General features: G+C 68.7%; 18 protein-coding genes. 16 read left to right on the top strand and 2 right to left on the bottom strand.

Annotated elements, in window-relative coordinates; translation table 11 throughout:
- A partial coding sequence (locus tag NDR87_RS03855) for a sugar phosphate nucleotidyltransferase (RefSeq protein WP_251908717.1) occupies nucleotides 1-317 on the bottom strand: 317 nt, incomplete at its 3' end.
- 342 nt (nucleotides 318-659) lie between these two features.
- Between NDR87_RS03855 and NDR87_RS03850 the strand changes: the two genes are divergently transcribed.
- Nucleotides 660-1,439 (top strand): cyclase family protein, encoded by a 780-nt coding sequence (locus tag NDR87_RS03850; RefSeq protein WP_251908718.1) that lies wholly within the window; start codon nucleotides 660-662, stop codon nucleotides 1,437-1,439.
- On the top strand, nucleotides 1,436-2,575 hold the full coding sequence (locus NDR87_RS03845; protein ID WP_251908720.1) for an acyltransferase: 1,140 nt from the start codon (nucleotides 1,436-1,438) through the stop codon (nucleotides 2,573-2,575). Before NDR87_RS03850 ends, NDR87_RS03845 begins: the two co-directional genes overlap by 4 nt.
- A 273-nt stretch (nucleotides 2,576-2,848) precedes the next feature.
- Here NDR87_RS03845 and NDR87_RS03840 read toward each other — a convergent pair whose 3' ends face one another.
- Nucleotides 2,849-3,589 (bottom strand): AfsR/SARP family transcriptional regulator, encoded by a 741-nt coding sequence (locus tag NDR87_RS03840; protein WP_251908722.1) that lies wholly within the window; start codon nucleotides 3,587-3,589, stop codon nucleotides 2,849-2,851.
- A gap of 726 nt (nucleotides 3,590-4,315) precedes the next feature.
- Here NDR87_RS03840 and NDR87_RS03835 point away from each other — a divergent pair.
- The 14 genes from NDR87_RS03835 to NDR87_RS03770 all read left to right on the top strand — a co-directional run bounded on the left by NDR87_RS03835 (nucleotide 4,316) and on the right by NDR87_RS03770 (nucleotide 16,537).
- A complete protein-coding gene (locus NDR87_RS03835) occupies nucleotides 4,316-5,119 on the top strand; it encodes an NAD(P)H-binding protein (protein WP_251908726.1) in 804 nt (267 codons plus the stop codon).
- A 242-nt stretch (nucleotides 5,120-5,361) separates the two neighbouring features.
- Nucleotides 5,362-6,261, top strand: coding sequence for an alpha/beta fold hydrolase (locus NDR87_RS03830; protein WP_251908727.1), 900 nt, complete (start codon nucleotides 5,362-5,364; stop codon nucleotides 6,259-6,261).
- Between the two features lie 23 nt (nucleotides 6,262-6,284).
- On the top strand, nucleotides 6,285-6,971 hold the full coding sequence (locus NDR87_RS03825) for a class I SAM-dependent methyltransferase (protein WP_251908729.1): 687 nt from the start codon (nucleotides 6,285-6,287) through the stop codon (nucleotides 6,969-6,971).
- Nucleotides 6,972-7,115: 144 nt separating this feature from the next.
- Nucleotides 7,116-7,556 (top strand): nuclear transport factor 2 family protein, encoded by a 441-nt coding sequence (locus tag NDR87_RS03820; RefSeq protein ID WP_251908732.1) that lies wholly within the window; start codon nucleotides 7,116-7,118, stop codon nucleotides 7,554-7,556.
- A 51-nt stretch (nucleotides 7,557-7,607) separates the two neighbouring features.
- Nucleotides 7,608-8,360, top strand: a complete 753-nt coding sequence (locus tag NDR87_RS03815) for an SDR family NAD(P)-dependent oxidoreductase (protein ID WP_251908734.1) — start codon at nucleotides 7,608-7,610, stop codon at nucleotides 8,358-8,360.
- Between the two features lie 76 nt (nucleotides 8,361-8,436).
- Complete coding sequence (locus NDR87_RS03810; RefSeq protein WP_251908737.1) at nucleotides 8,437-8,790, top strand: antibiotic biosynthesis monooxygenase; 354 nt, start codon at nucleotides 8,437-8,439, stop codon at nucleotides 8,788-8,790.
- Nucleotides 8,791-8,823: 33 nt separating this feature from the next.
- Nucleotides 8,824-10,080 carry a beta-ketoacyl synthase gene (locus tag NDR87_RS03805; protein ID WP_251908739.1) on the top strand — a complete coding sequence of 419 codons (1,257 nt, stop codon included), beginning with the start codon at nucleotides 8,824-8,826 and terminating at the stop codon, nucleotides 10,078-10,080.
- A complete protein-coding gene (locus tag NDR87_RS03800) occupies nucleotides 10,077-11,327 on the top strand; it encodes a ketosynthase chain-length factor (protein WP_251908742.1) in 1,251 nt (416 codons plus the stop codon). Before NDR87_RS03805 ends, NDR87_RS03800 begins: the two co-directional genes overlap by 4 nt.
- A complete protein-coding gene (locus NDR87_RS03795) occupies nucleotides 11,324-11,587 on the top strand; it encodes an acyl carrier protein (RefSeq protein WP_251908743.1) in 264 nt (87 codons plus the stop codon). Before NDR87_RS03800 ends, NDR87_RS03795 begins: the two co-directional genes overlap by 4 nt.
- Nucleotides 11,584-12,591, top strand: coding sequence for a hypothetical protein (locus tag NDR87_RS03790; protein WP_251908744.1), 1,008 nt, complete (start codon nucleotides 11,584-11,586; stop codon nucleotides 12,589-12,591). Before NDR87_RS03795 ends, NDR87_RS03790 begins: the two co-directional genes overlap by 4 nt.
- 16 nt (nucleotides 12,592-12,607) lie before the next feature.
- A complete protein-coding gene (locus NDR87_RS03785) occupies nucleotides 12,608-13,870 on the top strand; it encodes an activator-dependent family glycosyltransferase (protein ID WP_251908745.1) in 1,263 nt (420 codons plus the stop codon).
- Between the two features lie 26 nt (nucleotides 13,871-13,896).
- Nucleotides 13,897-14,208, top strand: a complete 312-nt coding sequence (locus tag NDR87_RS03780) for a muconolactone Delta-isomerase family protein (protein WP_251908746.1) — start codon at nucleotides 13,897-13,899, stop codon at nucleotides 14,206-14,208.
- Entirely contained in the window at nucleotides 14,205-15,365 is a 1,161-nt protein-coding gene (locus NDR87_RS03775) for a class I SAM-dependent methyltransferase (protein ID WP_251908747.1), read from the top strand. Before NDR87_RS03780 ends, NDR87_RS03775 begins: the two co-directional genes overlap by 4 nt.
- A 17-nt stretch (nucleotides 15,366-15,382) precedes the next feature.
- Entirely contained in the window at nucleotides 15,383-16,537 is a 1,155-nt protein-coding gene (locus NDR87_RS03770) for an aromatic ring-hydroxylating dioxygenase subunit alpha (RefSeq protein ID WP_251908748.1), read from the top strand.
- Nucleotides 16,538-16,540 lie beyond the last annotated feature (3 nt).

The following is a 16,540-nucleotide window of genomic DNA, read 5'->3' as shown; positions in this document are numbered from 1 at the left end:
AGCACGAGTGCGGCGGAGTCGGTGCCGATGTGGTCGGCTCCCAGCACGAACGCCCGCGCCAGCCCGTCCGGTTCGGGCTGCACCACATAGCTGAGGTCCAAACCGTACTGCGAGCCGTCACCGAGCAACCGCCGGAACGCCTGCGCGTCCGCCGGGGTGGTGATCACCAGGATGTCGCGAATGTCGGCCAGCATCAGGGTGGACAGCGGGTAGTACACCATGGGCTTGTCGTAGACCGGGACCAGCTGTTTGCTCACCCCGCGCGTGATCGGGTGCAGCCGCGAACCGGCCCCACCCGCAAGGATTATGCCTTTCACTACCAGCCTTTCCGTCAGCTCGGCTGCCCGGCGTGCACCCGATCGCCGACCAGTCGTTCGTGAGCACAGCGTCCTGCCGCGCCCTCGAATTTCGCTCCAGCGGTGGTCGGTACGGACACCACGGGCGCGCTGTTCATCTGTACCGTTTTCCCCATGTGCACAGTGTCGGTTCGGGCCTAGAACCGCTAGGACGCGAATAGTCGTGGGGGACCGGCACATCCGGGTGGCTCCTCCCGAACCTCCAGCGAATCTCTAGGGCTCACGACCACTCTCGGAGTTGCACAACCCATCGAATACGGAGGAAGACCACGCGTGACGGGCCCGGACCGCCGAGGAGGGCGGATGCACATCATCGATCTGTCTTCGCCGGTGGACAGCGAACATTACGAACCCGATCCGGTGGAGCACACCGTGCTCACCCCGGCCGAGGGCGCCCGGCACATGAGCGAGGAGATGGCCGAGCACTTCGGACTCGACTTCGCGGTGGACGATCTGCCCGACGGCCAATTCCTCTCGCTGGACCGGCTGAGCCTGACCACACATACCGGCACGCACGTCGACGCGCCGTCGCACTACGGAACGCGTGCGTCCTACCGCGACGGGGGTCCCCGGCACATCGATGAGATGCCGCTGGACTGGTTCTATCGCCCCGGCATCGTGCTCGACCTGACCGACGCGCCGACCGGTGCCGTCGGCCGGGAGGTGCTGGAGCGGGAGTTCGCGCGGATCGGCCGACTGCCCGAGCCGATGGATATCGTGCTGCTCCACACCGGCGCGCAGCGGCATGGGGGCACACCGAAATATTTCACCGACTTCGCCGGATTGGACGGCGCGGCAACGCATTACCTGCTGGACCTGGGGGTGAAGGTGATCGGCACGGACGCGTTCAGTCTCGACGCGCCGTTCATCGACATCATCGCCCGGTACCGGCAGACCCGGGATCGCTCGGTGCTGTGGCCCGCGCACTTCGCCGGACGCGATCGGGAGTACTGCCAATTGGAGCGGCTGGCGAATCTGGAACTGCTGCCGTCCCAAGGGTTCACCATCGCGTGCTTCCCGGTCAAGGTGGCGCGGGCGGGAGCTGGCTGGGCCAGGGCCGTGGCACTGGTGGAGGAGTCGTGACCGCGGACGTGGTGCCCACGCGCCGGATACCTCGGCTGGATTCGCTGACCGGCCTGCGTTGGATCGCCGCGCTGATGGTATTCACCACGCACGCCGCCTTCCAACCCGGACTGTTGCCCCCAGGCGATGCCTCCGCGGTGTTCATGAGCGTGGTGAAGGTGGGCGGCTATATCGGCGTCGGCTTCTTCTTCGTGCTCAGCGGATTCGTGCTCACCTGGTCGGCACGCGAGGACGACACCCCGAGACGGTTCTGGCGGCGGCGGTTTTTCAAGATCTATCCGAACCATTTCGTCGCCTTCCTGCTCGCGGTCGGATTCCTGCTGCTGACCGGGGGGAAGATCGTGGGCTGGGTGCAGCAGCTGCTGCTGGTACACGCCTGGTGGCCGGACCTCGACGTCGCCTTCGGCGTCAACGACGTCAGCTGGTCGCTGTCGGTGGAGGCGCTGTTCTATCTGTCGTTCCCGCTGCTGATCGTGCTGGTGCGCAAGATCCGGCCGGAGCGGTTGTGGTGGTGGGCTGGCGGGATCATGGCCGCGGTCGTGCTGATGCCCGTGGTGGCGAAGCTGTTGCCCGCGGAGCCGCGGGTGTGGTGGGACGCCACCCCGGAGTACGAGTACTGGTTCGTCTATCTGTTCCCGCCGGTGCGCGCGCTGGATTTCGTGCTGGGCATGGTGATGGCGCGGATCGTCATGGTGGGCAGCTGGCCGCGGGTGCGGTCGGTGTGGGCGGCGCTGGCATTCGTCGCCGGATACGCGGCGGCGTCGTTCCTGCCGACCACGTTCTCGATGGTGGCGGCCACCATCGTGCCGCTGGCATTCCTCATCCCGGCGGCGGCCGCCGCCGATATCGAGGGTAGGCCGTCGTGGCTCGCCAGCCGCCCGATGGTCTGGCTCGGTGACATCTCCTACGCGTTCTATCTGGTGCATCAGGTGGCGCTGTACAGCATGTACCGGCTCTACGGCACCGAATTCCAGCCGACGCTCGCGCAATCGATCGGGCTGTGGGCAGTGGGGCTCGGCGGGACGGTCGTATTGGCATGGGGGATGCACCGGCTCGTGGAGCTCCCGATGCAGCGCCGATTCTCCACTCCGCGCAAGCGGACAACGCCCGACGCACCGCGGCTGACGCCTTCCTGACCGGCTCCGAAAAATTTCTATATGCGAGCATCCCCCGGGCTTGGTTAGAGTGTCCGAGAAGCCCGCTCGAGAATCACCCGGGGACGTATTCGCTTTCGTGTCAAGGAGATTGGAGGGACTTGTGAAGATACTCGTGCCGACCCGACGCTCTGAGAACGCCGACCTGCCGGTGCACACCGCGAAATTCGCTGCCGGAGTGGGGGTGTGGACGATGCCGTCCACCATGCCCACTCGGGCAGCGAATCGTGGTGGGGGAGCGGAGGCCGATCCGGTTCAGCGCAGCCGGGCCGCGGTGCCGGCCAGCATGGCGGGACGGGTGGTGCGGGTGAGAACGTGGGCGTCCTCGTCGACACCGAGGATCGCCGCGTGCAGTTCCTGCAGGCCACGATCCGGATCGAGCCCCAGCTCGTTGACCAGGGTGACGCGCAGGCGGTGGAACACCTCCAATGCCTGTGCACGCCGCCCGCTGAGATGCAGCGCGCGCATGTACTGCCCGTGCAGCCGCTCGTTCAAGGGGTATTCCGCGCACAGCGCGGCGAGCCGGGACAGGACTTCCCGATAGCGACCCAACCGGAGTTCGCCGTCGACCATGTATTCGATCGTGACAAGCCTCGACTCGGTCAGCTGGAGCGCCTTGGACTCCAGTACCCGCCCCGCGGTGATATCCACCAAGGCTGGGCCGCGCCACGTGCGCAGGGCGGCATCCAGATCGGCGATGCCCTTCTCGTCGTTTCCGGTGGCCAGCGCGGACAGGCCGGAATCGACCAGAGCCTCGTACCGATGCATATCGAGCGCATTCGGTTCGACGTGTAAGAGGTACCCGCCGGGCCGGGTGATCAGGATGTTCTTGGCGACCTCCGTCGCGGACAGGCCGGTGACGCCGACGAAATACTTACGCAGGTTGAGTACATATGTCTGGAGGGTGGTGAGACCGCTGGCCGGTGGCTGTTCGTCCCAGAGGTCGGTGATAAGTGAGGACACCGGCACCACCTGATCCGAGTGGACCAGCAGCATTGCCAATACGGTGCGGAGTTTTGGAGCACTGGGGACATTCGACCTCCCGTTATGTTCCACCGCGAGCGGACCGAGCACGCCAAATTCCATACTTCCCCCTTAAGGGCGGCACCCTTTTCCGGCGCCTTGGCCTCGAGAATTGGGGACTTTGCGATCCCCGTGGGTCCTGGAGTCTGCCCAGACCGAAATGGTCGGTACTTTTTGTCAGTACGTTTGTACGCTATACCGTTTCGTCCGGATTCGTCAACGGATTGCGTAGATATCGAGCTCTACTGTCCCCGTTGACATTTGGTGGCTTTCACCGAGAGAGTGGGGGCTTGACTGATCCGTGGGATCTAGTAAGGGGGCGCGACACCGGGAGCCGCACGAGTTGACACGATGAGGACGAAACGCTCTGTGAGACAGGCGAATTGGATCATGCGCCCGTCGAATCCGCTGGTCCGCAACGAGATACGTTACGGTCTGTATGTAACAGACTGCGCCACAGATGTACTGGTGTACCCGAGGTGAGCGCTAGAGTGCTTCTCTACCAGGCTTCGAGCGATGGCGGTGGGTCGGGTAGGGGTACGAAGACGCGACGCGTTGCCGGGGCGTGTCCGGCGGACTCGTGGACGAATGTCCAAGAATGCGATCCCGAATGCGGAATGCGCCGCAACGCCGCAGCGTACGACGGGCCGCGCACGTTCTATGTGCGCGAGTGCCCGGTGCCGGGATAGCTTGTTGGGCATGAAGATTCTTGTTACAGGTGCCACCGGAAACATCGGCCGCATGGTCGTGAACCACCTCGTGAATCTGGGGGCCGATGATATTCGCGCTCTGTCCAACCACCCGGAGCGCACCTCGTTCCCGCCCGAGGTCGAAGTGGTCAAGGGCTATCTGAAGCGGCCGTCCTCACTGCCCGCCGCCTTCGAGGGCGTCGACCGGATGTATCTCGCGCCGAGCCGGGAAACCGCCGGTGAGGTCCTCGAATTGGCGCGTGCGGCGGGGGTCGGGCACATTGTCGCGCTGTCCGGTGACGAGACCTCCACCTGGTCGGGCATCGCGGAGGCGGTCGACAAGTCGGGTCTGGGTCATACGCATCTGTTCGCATACGAATTCATGGAGAACGCCACCGACTGGGCGGATCAGATTCGCGCGACGGGTGAGGTGCGCGAGCCGTATCCGGATTCCGCGGACGCCCCCATCGCCATGGAGGATATCGCCCGGGTCGCCGCGACGGTGCTGGTCGGCGAGGGGCACCTCGGCAAGACCTACAAGCTCACCGGCCCCGAAACCATCAGCCGGGTGCAGCGTCTCGAGGCCATCGGCCGGGCGATCGGGCGCGATCTGAAGTTCGTGAAGGTCTCGCGCGACGAGCTCATCGAGCAGCTCGAGCCCGCGATGGGCGAATACTTCGTCCGGTGGTTCGTCGACGGCCTCGCCGCCCGGGTCGAGAACCCGCAGCTCGCCACCACCACCGTGGCCGACCTCACCGGTCGCGCCACCACATTCGCCGAGTGGGCGCAGGCGAACGCCGACCTGTTCCGCTGAGTCGAGCGATCGGCGTGCCGAAATGGGCGCGCTCGCACCGAGCTCGGTGGTCGGTGCGAGCGCGCCCGCGCGGCCCCACCGAAGTTCGAGTGTCTTTCGAACCGACCCTCTAGGCCGGTGCGGCAGGGTGGGTGCGGGTTCGCCTGCATCGGGTCGGCCTATGCACCCGGGCGGACCCGACGACATACGCCGCGCCGGTTCGCGCTGTCGGCGGGTCCCACCAGAAAGGAAGCGTGAATTCCATGGCAGAACGCGTCGTCTCCACAGCCGATCTCCGCCTGTGGACCGAAGATTTCGGCGACTCCGGCGATCCCCCGGTCCTGCTGCTCGGCGCGCACAGCTCGCGGGGCTGGCCCGACGAGTTCGTGGAGCGACTCGCGGCGAAGGGTCTGCACGTCATCCGGTACGACCACCGCGACACCGGGCGCACGGTGTCACTGAACGCCGACGAAAAGCCCTATACCTTCTACGAACTCGCCGCCGACGCGGTAGCGGTACTGGACGGCTGGGGCATCGATCGGGTGCACCTGGTCTGTTTCGCGCTGGGCGCCGCGACCGGGCAGCTCATCGCCATCGACTATCACGACCGGCTGCGCAGCCTGACCATGACCGGCGCGGCCGCGCTGAGCGTGGACTTCTTCACCAGCTGCGACTGCGCCTACAGCGGCGAGCCGACCCCGAGCGGGCTGCCCGCGCCGCGGCGCGAGGTACTCGACCTGATCATGCAGCCGCCGCTGGTCGACGATATCGACGCCGAGCTGGATCGGCGGGTCGCGTTGGCGCGGGCCATGTCCGGCTCCGTGCTGCCGTTCGATCCGGCCGAGTTCCGGCGCTGGGAGGAGCGGGAGATCGCGCACTCCGGCACGGCGGCACGGCGCGAGCCGAATATCGACGAGACCGCCGACCTCACCAGCCGCGGAGGCGAATTGGCCAATGTCACCGTGCCCACGCTGGTGATCCAGGGTCCGGAGGATCCGGTGCACCAGCCGCCGCACGGCGCGTTCCTCGCCGAGCAGATCCCGGGCGCCCAGCACCTGGTCATCCCCGGCCTGGGCCACACCTTCCCGACCGCCGTGCACGCCGCACTGGCCGATGCGATCGCCGAGCACATCCGGCGCGCCGAAGCGGTCGCCACCGTCTGATCTCACGCCGAAAGGACTTGCGCATGACGCATTCACATACGGATGAACGATGGGAATCCGCCTATCAGGTGCAGGTTTCCGAGGTCGAGGAGGAGGCCCCGCCGTGGAGTATCGGGGAACCTCAGCCCGATATCGCCGCGTTGATCGACGCGGGCAAGTTCCACGGGGAGATCCTCGACGCCGGATGCGGTGACGGCGCGACGTCGTTCTACCTCGCCGAGCGGGGTTTCACGACGGTGGGCCTGGATCTGTCGCCCACCGCGATCGAGCTCGCGCGCGCCGAGGCCACCCGGCGCGGCTTGTCCAATACCAGTTTCGAGGTCGCCGACATCGCCTCGTTCACCGGTTACGACGGCCGGTTCGGCACCATCGTGGACAGCACCCTGTTCCACTCGATGCCGGTCGCACTGCGGCGGGGCTACCAGGAGTCGATCGTGCGCGCGGCGGCTCCCGGGGCGTCCTACTTCGTGCTGGTGCTCGACAAGGCGACCGTGCCGGTCGACCCGATCCAGCCGGTGACCGAGGAGGAACTGCGCGCGGTGGTGGGCGCGTACTGGGAAATCGACGAGATCCGTCCGGCCCGCGTCCACGCCAACTTCCCCGCCAGCTTCCCGAACTTCCGCGACGTCGTCGGCCACGACGTGCGGGACGAAGGCGGTATCCGCAAATCCATGCCCGCCTGGCTGCTGTCGGCGCATCTGCCCCAGTAGCCCGGACGCTTCGAACAGGCCCGCGACCCCGCTTGGGGCGCGGGTCTTTTCGTGTGCCCGGCACGCCCGAGGGCTTCTCCAGCGGACCTCGACCGAGTACCGCCAGGTTTAGGGAAACAGTCCCAGTCGAGAGGCGGTAGGTCCGTGAGTGCAGTGGTAGGGGAGAAGACGTACGAGGAGATCTGCGCCGAGGTGGGCAGGTTCTACGCCCGGCACACCCAGTTGATGGACGAGGGGCGCGCCGAGGATGCCGCCGCCACCTTCACCGAGGAGGCCAGCATGGTCTCCCCGCCCAAGATCTCCACCCCGATCGTCGGGCGGGCAGCGTTGGCGGAAGCGCTGCGGCGCAACGCCGATCAGCTGGCCGCCGAGGGCATCCAGTACCGGCGGTGTTACAGCATGATCCTGGTCGAGGTGCGCGACGACGGGTCGATATTCGCCCGGTCCTACGTACAGGTCGTCAAGACCGAGCGCGGCACGGGGTCGCAGCTGCATGCCATGTGCGTCTGCGAGGACGTGCTCGTGCGCACGGCGGGCGAGTTGCGGGTCGCCGAACGGGTTGTCACGCGCGACGATTCGATCTGACCGCCATCCGATCTCCACCGTGCTGCGAGCGGGCATCCCTAATTTCGGGATATGACCTCGACGCAAAGACGCGGTGTGATCGTCACCGGCGGCGGAACCGGAATCGGACGGGCGCTCGCCCGTGGCTACGCCGCGGAGCACGATGTGCTCGTGGTGGGGCGGACCGAGTCCACCCTGCGGGAAACGGCCGCGGGACACAACAACATTCACGTGCTCGCGGCGGATATCACCGATCCCGGTGCCGCCGACCTCGTCGTCAAGACGGCACAGCGGGTGCTGGGCCGGGTCGATGTCCTGGTGAACAATGCGGCGACGGCGGCTCCGGCCCCGCTCGCGGACATCGACCGGGCCGCCGCCGAGAGCGAGGTGGCGGTCAATCTGCTGGCGCCGATCTTCCTCACCCAGGCGGCGCTCGACGCGCTCGCCGAAACCCGCGGCACCGTCCTGAATCTGAGCAGTTCCGGGGCGTCCGGCGGGCGCGCCTGGCCGGGGTTCTCCAGCTACGGCGCCACCAAGGTCGCGCTGGAATTCCTCACCCGGACCTGGTCACTCGAATTGGCGCCGAGGGGAATTCGCGTCGTGGCGATCGCGGCCGGAGTCGTGGCGTCCGGGATGGGCGTGCGCATGGGCTCCACGCCGGAGCAGTACCGCGCCTTCCTGGCCGACATCGCCGGACGCACGCCCGCGGGCCGCGTCGGGCAGCCGGAGGAACTCGCCTGGTGGGCGCGGCAGCTGACCGCGCCCGAGGCCGAGTTCGCCACCGGCTCGGTCGTCGTCGTGGACGGGGGTTTGAGCCTGATATGAGCCGAGATTCGAGCCGGGTACGAGTCGGCCCGAGCAACGTGGGTGCCAGAGCGAAAACGACCTTAGGAGCACAACGATGACGGCCTCGGCCCAGGATGCCAAGCAACGCTACGACGCCACCGACAAGGGCGTGGTGACCTTCGTCAACACCTTCACCGTGACCGGCGATCCGCTGGAGTTCGAGGAGGCGTTCGCCAAAATCGCGGAGTTGCTGGCCGAACAGCCCGGCTTCCTCCAGTTCACCCTGTCCCGGCATGTGGATCCCGCGCGGGCCAACGAGTACGTGAACATCGCGCTGTGGACCGACGTCCAGTCGTGGAAGGACGCCATCGCCGCGCCCGGTTTCGCCGAGCACGCCAAGGAGATCCGGGCCCGGGCGACCAACGTCGCCAACATGTACGAGCCGCGGCAGGAGTACGTGAAGGCCTGAGGCCGACCCGCAACCGTGAAGGACGTCTGAGAGATGAAACGTCGTGTCGTCATGACCGGCATCGGGGTAGTAGCGCCCGGTGGCACCGGTGTGAAGCCATTCTGGGATCTGCTGTCGTGCGGCCGCACCGCGACGCGGCGGATCAGTACGTTCAACGCGGAGCAGTTCCGCTCGCAGGTGGCCGCGGAGTGCGACTTCGACCCGGTCGCCGAAGGCCTTACCCCGCAACAGATTCGGCGGATGGACCGGGCCGCGCAGCTGGCCGTGGTCAGCGCCCGCGAATGCGTGTCCGACAGCGGTGTGGATCCGGCCGCGCTGGACCCGGCCCGGACCGGTGTCGTGGTGGGCAGCGCGGTCGGCTGCACGATGGGCCTGGAGCAGGAGTACGTGGTGGTGTCCAACGGCGGGCAGCACTGGAACGTCGACGAGGCCTACGCGGTCCCGCATCTGTACAACCACTTCGTGCCCAGTTCCCTTGCGAGCGAGGTCGCCTGGGAACTGGGTGCGGAGGGCCCGGTGGCCACGGTGTCCACCGGCTGCACCTCCGGGCTGGACTCGGTGGGCCATGCGGTGGAGCTGATCGCCGAGGGTGCGGCCGACGTGGTGGTGGGCGGCGCCACCGACGCGCCGATCTCGCCCATCACGCTGGCCTGCTTCGACGCGATCAAGGCCACCACGCCGCGCAACGACGATCCGGAGCACGCCTCCCGGCCGTTCGACCGCAGCCGCAACGGTTTCGTGCTCGGCGAGGGCTCGGCGATGTTCGTCTTCGAGGATTACGAACACGCCCGCCGCCGCGGCGCGCGGATCTACGCCGAGGTCGCCGGATACGCCTCGCGCTGCAACGCCTACCACATGACCGGCCTGCGGCCCGACGGCGCGGAGATGGCCGAGGCCATCCGGGCGGCCATGGACCAGGCGCGGGTGAATGCCGAGGACGTGGACTACATCAACGCCCACGGCTCGGGCACGGTGCAGAACGATCGGCACGAGACGGCCGCGTTCAAGCGCAGTCTCGGCGAGCACGCGTACCGCACGCCGGTCAGCTCCATCAAATCGATGATCGGCCACTCGCTGGGCGCCATCGGGTCGCTGGAGATCGCCGCGTGCGCACTGGCGATCCGCGACAACCTGGTGCCGCCGACGGCGAATCTGCACGAGCCGGATCCGGAATGCGATCTGGACTACGTGCCGCTGACCGCCCGCGAGGTGTCGGTCGACACGGTACTGACCGTGGGCAGCGGGTTCGGCGGCTTCCAGAGCGCCATGATCTTGCGCAGAGTCGCATGAGGACGGTCATCACCGGGATGGGCGTAATCGCCCCGACCGGCCTGAGCGCGGCCGAGCACTGGGCGAACACCCTTGCCGGACAACGGAAGATCGGGCGGATCACGGCCTTCGACCCGTCCGGTTACTCGGCCACCCTGGCCGGGGAGGTCCCCGGGTTCACCGCCGCCGACCATCTGCCCGGCCGACTGCTGCCGCAGACCGACCGGGTGACGCAGCTGTCGCTGGTGGCCGCCGATCACGCGCTGGCCGATGCGGCGGTGGCGGGTGCGGAGCTGACCGGGTTCGACGTCGGCGTGGTGACGGCGAGTTCGGCGGGCGGCTTCGAATTCGGCCACCGCGAGCTGGACAAGCTGTGGCGCAAAGGGCCGCAGCATGTCAGCGCCTATCAGTCCTTCGCGTGGTTCTACGCGGTGAACACCGGCCAGATCTCCATCCGACACGGCATGCGCGGGCCGAGCGGCGTGGTGGTCACCGACCACGCGGGCGGACTGGACGCGCTGGCCCTGGCCCGGCGGCGCGTGCGCACCGGACAGCCCGCGATGGTGTGCGGGGCGGTGGACGGCTCGCCCTGTCCGTGGGGCTGGGTCGCGCAGCTCACCAGCGGCCGGGTCAGCACCAGCGACGATCCCGCCCGCGCCTATCTGCCGTTCGACGCCGCCGCCCGCGGCCACGTGCCCGGCGACGGCGGGGCGCTGTTCGTCATGGAGTCGGCGGACGGGGCGCGCAGGCGCGGCGTGCGGTCCTGGTACGGCGAGGTGGCGGGCTACGCGGCCACCTTCGATCCGCCGCCGGGCTCGGGGCGGCCGTCGACGCTGCGCCGCGCCATCGAGGGCGCGCTGACCGACGCCGGGCTCGAACCCGCCGATGTGGACGTCGTTTTCGCCGATGCGGCGGGCACGCCGGAACTGGACCGGCTGGAGGCCGACGCGCTGCGCGCGGTATTCGGTCCGCACGGAGTTCCGGTCACCGCGCCCAAGACCATGACCGGCCGACTACACAGCGGCGGGGCGGCCCTCGATGTCGCCACCGCCCTGCTGGCGATGCGCCACGGCCGGATCCCGCCCACCACAGGTGTCACCGATCCGGTCCCCGGCTACGAGCTGGACCTGGTTACCGAGACCCGATCGCAGCCGCTGTCGGTGGCCCTGGTCGTGGCGCGCGGACTGGGCGGCTTCAACGCCGCGATGGTGCTGACCGAGCCGGAGCACAGCGCTGTCCGGCAAATCACCGAGGAGGAAGCAGCATGACACAGATGACGCTGGACGACCTGACCCGCATTCTGCGCGAGGCCGCGGGCGCGGACGAGGCCGTCGACCTCAGCGGCGACATCCTGGACACCCCGTTCGACGATCTGGGTTACGACTCGATTGCCATGCTGGAGACCGCCAGTCGCATCCAGGTCGCGTACAAGGTGGTGCTGTCCGACGACGCCTTCATCGGGGCCGAGACGCCGCGCGAGCTGATCGACCTGGTGAACGGCCTGCTGACCACCGCGCCGTCGACATGACCCGCACGGACACCGACCTGGGCAGGCAATTGCTCACCGAGCGCGGCATGCAGTGGCTGTTCGCGCACGGTGACGACCCGTACGCGGTGCTGTTGCGCGCCGAGGACGAGGACGTCGCGGCGCTCACCGCCCGCATCCGGGAGCGGGGGCCGGTGTACCGCAGCCGCCCCGGCGCCTGGGTGGTCAGCGATCCGGACCTCGCCGAGCGGGTGCTCACCGATGCGCGATTCGGGACCGAGCTGCCGTCCGGGCATGTGCTCGCGGCGGCCGACCCGTTTCCCGAAACGGATTGGACCGCACCGCCTTCCGCCGGGGGAGTGACCCTCGACGGGCTCGGCGCCGAGTTCGACCTGATGCGCGATGTCGTGCGCCCGGCGGTGGCCGGGCTGGCCGCCGAGGTGCTGTGTGTGCCGCGGACGGACCTGCCCGCGTACATCGGATATGCCGTGGCGGCCGGACCGGCGGTGGACGCCGTGCTGTGCCCGCCGCGGCTGGCCGATGCCCGCGCGATCGTCGCCGCGTGCGCGGGTCTGCGAAAGCTGGTGCCGGACTTCGCCCTCCCGCTGTCCATCCGCGGCGTCGAGCTGGCGGCGACGCTGGCCGGTGCGGCGGCACACGCGCTGCTGGCCGAGCCCGGGCGCTGGCAGGCGCTGGCCGCCGATCCGGTGACGGTCGGCCCGGTGCTCGACGGCGTGCTCGCCGAGAACCCGCCGATGCAGCTGGACCGCAGGGTCGCTCGCGCCGACCAGGACCTGGGCGCGGAGCGGATCGCGGCGGGCGAGGAGGTCGTCGTGCATATCGGAGCGGCCGGGCTCGGACTGCGCGGGGTGCCCCGGCTCGCGGCGTTCGTCCGCGGCGCGGCGGCGACGGTGCTGGCCACCGTGGCGGTCCGCTATCCGGGGCTGCGCCCCGCCGGTACGGCGGTGCGCAGACTGCGGGCGCCGGTGACCGGGGCATTGGTCCGCCTGCCGGTCGGCGACTCGAAATCCCTTACCTCACAATGATTCAGGAGCTGGCCGCATGCGCGTACTCATGACGTCCCTGGCGGTGGAGGCACACTTCAACGGGACCGTGCCGCTGGCGTGGGCGCTGCGCGCGGCCGGACACGAGGTGCGCTTCGCCAGTCAGCCCGCGCTCACCCGGGCGATCACGCAGGCCGGGCTGACCGCCGTCCCGGTCGGCGCCGACCACACCCACCACGAGATCGTGCGCGAGCTGGGGGCCGAGCTCACCGGCTTCTACCGCGATATCGATTTCACCGGCGAGCGCGGCGGGCCGCGCGACCGCAAGGCCGCCAACGTCCTGCTCACCGCCACGTTCTATGCCCAGGCCAACAACGACTCCATGGTGGACGACCTGGTCGCCTACGCCCGCTGGTGGCAGCCGGATCTGGTGATCTGGGAGCCGTTCTCCTTCGCGGGCGGGATCGCCGCCCGGGCCTGCGGCGCCGCGGGCGCCCGATTGCTGTGGGGGCCCGACCTTTTCGGCCGGATGCGGGACGCGATCCGCGCGGACACCGCCGCATCGCCGCCGGAGCGGCGCGACGACGCCCTCGAGGAGTGGCTGACCTGGACCCTGGCCCGGCACGGCCTGGACTACGACGAGCGGGTCGTCACCGGGCATTTCAGCATCGACCAGATGCCCGAGGGCGTGCGGGTGCCCGGCGCGGAGGAGATCGTGCCCATGCGGTACGTGCCCTACAACGGCGTATCCGAGGTGCCCGGCTGGCTGCGGGAAACGCCGGTGCGGCCCCGGATCTGCCTGACCCTGGGCATCACCTCGCGGGATATGGCCTACCCCAACCTGATCTCCCCGGGTGAACTCTTCGACGCGGTCGCGGATCTGGACGTGGAGATCGTGGCCACGCTCAACGAGGCCCAGGCAGCCGAGGTCGGCAAGATACCCGACAACACGCGGGTGGTGGATTTCGTGCCGCTGCACGCTCTCCTGCCCACCTGCGCGGCCATCGTCCACCACGGCGGCGCGGGCACCTGGTCGACCGCAGCGGTGTACGGCGTGCCGCAGTTGGTGGTCGCGGGCATGTGGGACAACGTCTATCGCGCCCAGCGGCTCGCCGACCTGGGCGCGGGCCTGTTCCTGCCACCGCACGAGCTCACCGGAAACCGGTTGCGGGAGGGCGTGATCCGACTGCTCGAGGAGCCCGCGTTCCGCTCCGGGGCCCTGGCCCTGCGGGACCGGATGCGCGCCGAACCCAGCCCGGGCGAGGTCGTGGAAACCCTGGTCGCCGCCGCTGCCCGCCACGGCGCCCGGCAGACGCACTGACAGTACCGACAAGCGAAGGAGCAATCATGGCGTTGTTCGCCGTTCTGGCCACGCAGGCCCCGGCCCCGGGCGAGGCGAAGGAGTTCCGAGAGCGTCTCGGCGAGGGCTTCGCCTACACGCGAAACCTGGTGGAGAAGGGCATTATTCGGCACAGCTGGATCCGGGTCGGTGCGTCCGGCGGGCTCAATATCTACGACGTGGCCTCACACGAGGAACTGCTGCGGGTGCTCTACGACAACCCGATCAGCCCGCATCTGAAGTTCGAGGTCATCCCGCTGGCCAGCCCCGACGCCTTCGACCGGCTGGTGGTCTGGAACAAGCGGGCGGAGCAGTCGTGACCGCGCTCCTGGACCGCCTGCTGCGCGCGGGCACGGCCTCGGACGCGGACATCTCCGTGCTGGCCAAGGAAGCGGGCGTGGACGCGGTGCTCGCCGCCCTGGTCGACGAAATCCTGTTCCGCGCTTCGGTTCCGGCCAATCCGGAGCCGGTGCACATCGCCTTGGACGTCACTCACGACACCGAGGTGCGGCGCGTGCTGTTCCACTGCGTCGGGGGCGAGCGCATCACGCGCTGGGACGGCGAGACACCGGCCGAGATCTGCCGCGAGCTGGGCATGTCGCTGACGCATCTGGTCCGCCGCCTCTACGGCCGCCCGGATCAGCGCCGCACCGGGGACTTCAGCGACGTCTTCCTGCCGACCCGCCCCGAGGATCTGTCCCGGCTGCCCGGCCTGGTCGCCTCGACCAGCCTGGCCTCGGGCGCGCTGATGACCGGGCTGAGCATCCCCCGCGACGATCTGGGCGCGCTGTGCGCGGCGTCCGGTTCGGACAAGTGGGCCAGTTTCCACTGGTACACCGGGCATTACGAACGGGAGTTCGCCCCGTACCGCGACGAGCCGGTGCGCATTCTCGAGATCGGCATCGGCGGTTTCGACGGCGACCTGGGCGGCGGCTCGCTGCGGACCTGGAAGCGCTACTTCCACCGCGGCCAGGTGTTCGGAATCGACCTGTTCGACAAGTCCGCGCTGAACGAGCCTCGGCAGACCGCGCTGGTCTGCGACCAGAGCGATCCGCGGGCGTTGACCGCGCTGGCGCGCGAGTACGGGCCGTTCGACATCGTCATCGACGACGGCAGCCACCACAACGAGCATGTGCGGATCTCGTTCGACGCGCTGTTCCCGCATGTGAAGCCGGGTGGGCTCTACGTCATCGAGGACATGATGACCGCCTACATCCCCAGCATGGGCGGCACCGCGGGCCCGTCGGCGGGCCCCGACACGTCCATCGGCCTGATCAAGCGGCTGGTGGACGACCTGCATCACCACGAGCACACCCCCGGCGGCACCCCGACGGTGACCCAGCGGGATGTCGTGGCGGTGCGGGCTTACCGCAATATCGCCTTCGTCGAGAAGGGCACCAACGGCGAGGTCGGTATTCCGCCGTGGATGGACGACGCCGCGTGGGCGGCGCTCGGCGCCCTGCCGCCCACCGAGTGACCCGCAAGGAGACCGCAGTGACCACAACCATTCGTCCCGGGCCCGCACCCGACCAGTCGGCGACCGAACTGCTGGCCGCCGTGCGCGCGTATGCGGAGCCCGATCCGCCCGCGCTGAGTCTGCCGCCGCAGATGTTCACCTCGCCCGAGGTGTACGAGTTGGAGCGGCAGCGGATCTTCAACCGCTCCTGGATCATGGTCGCGCACACCGATCAGCTGACCGCGCCCGGCGATTATGTGGCGCTGTCCATCGCGGGCGAGCCGGTGGCGATCACCCGCGGCGAGGACGGGCAGCTGCACGGCATGTCGCCGGTGTGCCGCCACCGGGCGATGCCGCTGGTGGAGCCGGGCGAGGGCACGGTGAAGGACTTCACCTGCTCCTACCACCTGTGGCGCTACAACCTGGACGGCTCGCTGCGCGCGGCGACCTATATGCGCGACAACCCCGACTTCGACCCGGCCACCTGCCGCCTGCCCGGTTTCGCGGTGCGCGAGTGGCACGGCCTGGTGTTCGTCAACCTCGACGCCGAGGCCCGCTCGTTCGAACCGGATCTGGCCGTCGCCGAGACCGAGATGACCAATTACCGGCTCGACGACATGGTCCAGGTGAACCACTGGACCGAGGAGTGGGCCTGCAACTGGAAGGTCGCGGTCGAGAACGGGTACGAGAACTACCACGCCATCGGCTTCCATCCGGAGACGGTGCGCCCGTTGATGACGGGCGGCATCGATATGACGGTGTACCAGGACTCCGAGTGGGTGACGCGGCTGCTCAGCGGAACGGGCAGCCCGTTCGAGGCGAAGATCCTGCCGCTCACCGAGGCCGAGCGTTCCATCATGTACAGCTTCCGGCTCTTCCCGGGCGGCGCGGTGGCGACCTTCGGCGAGACCGTGGCGTGGATCAGCATCATTCCGATCTCGTTGGATCGCACCCAGGTTCGCGGCGGCACCCTCGTTCCCCGCCAGGCGCTCGAACATGTCGACATCGAGGTGATGCGCAAGGAGGTCGAGTCGATCACCAGCGTCATCAACGCCGAGGACCGGACCGGCCTGGAGGCGGTGCAGCGCACGCTCGGCTCCCGCTTTCTGCAACAGGGGCATCTGAGCCCCAAAGAACCCGGCGTGCTCGCGTTCTACCGCAAGCTCGCGCTCGCACTCATCCAGGAGGCCTGATCC

The organism is Nocardia sp. CDC159 (assembly GCF_023740735.1).
Taxonomy (GTDB): domain Bacteria; phylum Actinomycetota; class Actinomycetes; order Mycobacteriales; family Mycobacteriaceae; genus Nocardia; species Nocardia pulmonis.
This window is presented reverse-complemented; position numbering and strand designations above follow the sequence as displayed.

Excerpts from the sequence above, each read along its gene's own strand:
- NDR87_RS03850 (WP_251908718.1), top strand. The coding sequence starts at position 660 with ATGCACATCATCGATCTGTCTTCGCCGGTGGACAGCGAACATTACGAA.
- NDR87_RS03840 (WP_251908722.1), bottom strand. The coding sequence starts at position 3,589 with ATGCTGCTGGTCCACTCGGATCAGGTGGTGCCGGTGTCCTCACTTATC.
- NDR87_RS03835 (WP_251908726.1), top strand. The coding sequence starts at position 4,316 with ATGAAGATTCTTGTTACAGGTGCCACCGGAAACATCGGCCGCATGGTC.
- NDR87_RS03830 (WP_251908727.1), top strand. The coding sequence starts at position 5,362 with ATGGCAGAACGCGTCGTCTCCACAGCCGATCTCCGCCTGTGGACCGAA.
- NDR87_RS03825 (WP_251908729.1), top strand. The coding sequence starts at position 6,285 with ATGACGCATTCACATACGGATGAACGATGGGAATCCGCCTATCAGGTG.
- NDR87_RS03815 (WP_251908734.1), top strand. The coding sequence starts at position 7,608 with ATGACCTCGACGCAAAGACGCGGTGTGATCGTCACCGGCGGCGGAACC.
- NDR87_RS03810 (WP_251908737.1), top strand. The coding sequence starts at position 8,437 with ATGACGGCCTCGGCCCAGGATGCCAAGCAACGCTACGACGCCACCGAC.
- NDR87_RS03805 (WP_251908739.1), top strand. The coding sequence starts at position 8,824 with ATGAAACGTCGTGTCGTCATGACCGGCATCGGGGTAGTAGCGCCCGGT.
- NDR87_RS03800 (WP_251908742.1), top strand. The coding sequence starts at position 10,077 with ATGAGGACGGTCATCACCGGGATGGGCGTAATCGCCCCGACCGGCCTG.
- NDR87_RS03795 (WP_251908743.1), top strand. The coding sequence starts at position 11,324 with ATGACACAGATGACGCTGGACGACCTGACCCGCATTCTGCGCGAGGCC.
- NDR87_RS03790 (WP_251908744.1), top strand. The coding sequence starts at position 11,584 with ATGACCCGCACGGACACCGACCTGGGCAGGCAATTGCTCACCGAGCGC.
- NDR87_RS03785 (WP_251908745.1), top strand. The coding sequence starts at position 12,608 with ATGCGCGTACTCATGACGTCCCTGGCGGTGGAGGCACACTTCAACGGG.
- NDR87_RS03780 (WP_251908746.1), top strand. The coding sequence starts at position 13,897 with ATGGCGTTGTTCGCCGTTCTGGCCACGCAGGCCCCGGCCCCGGGCGAG.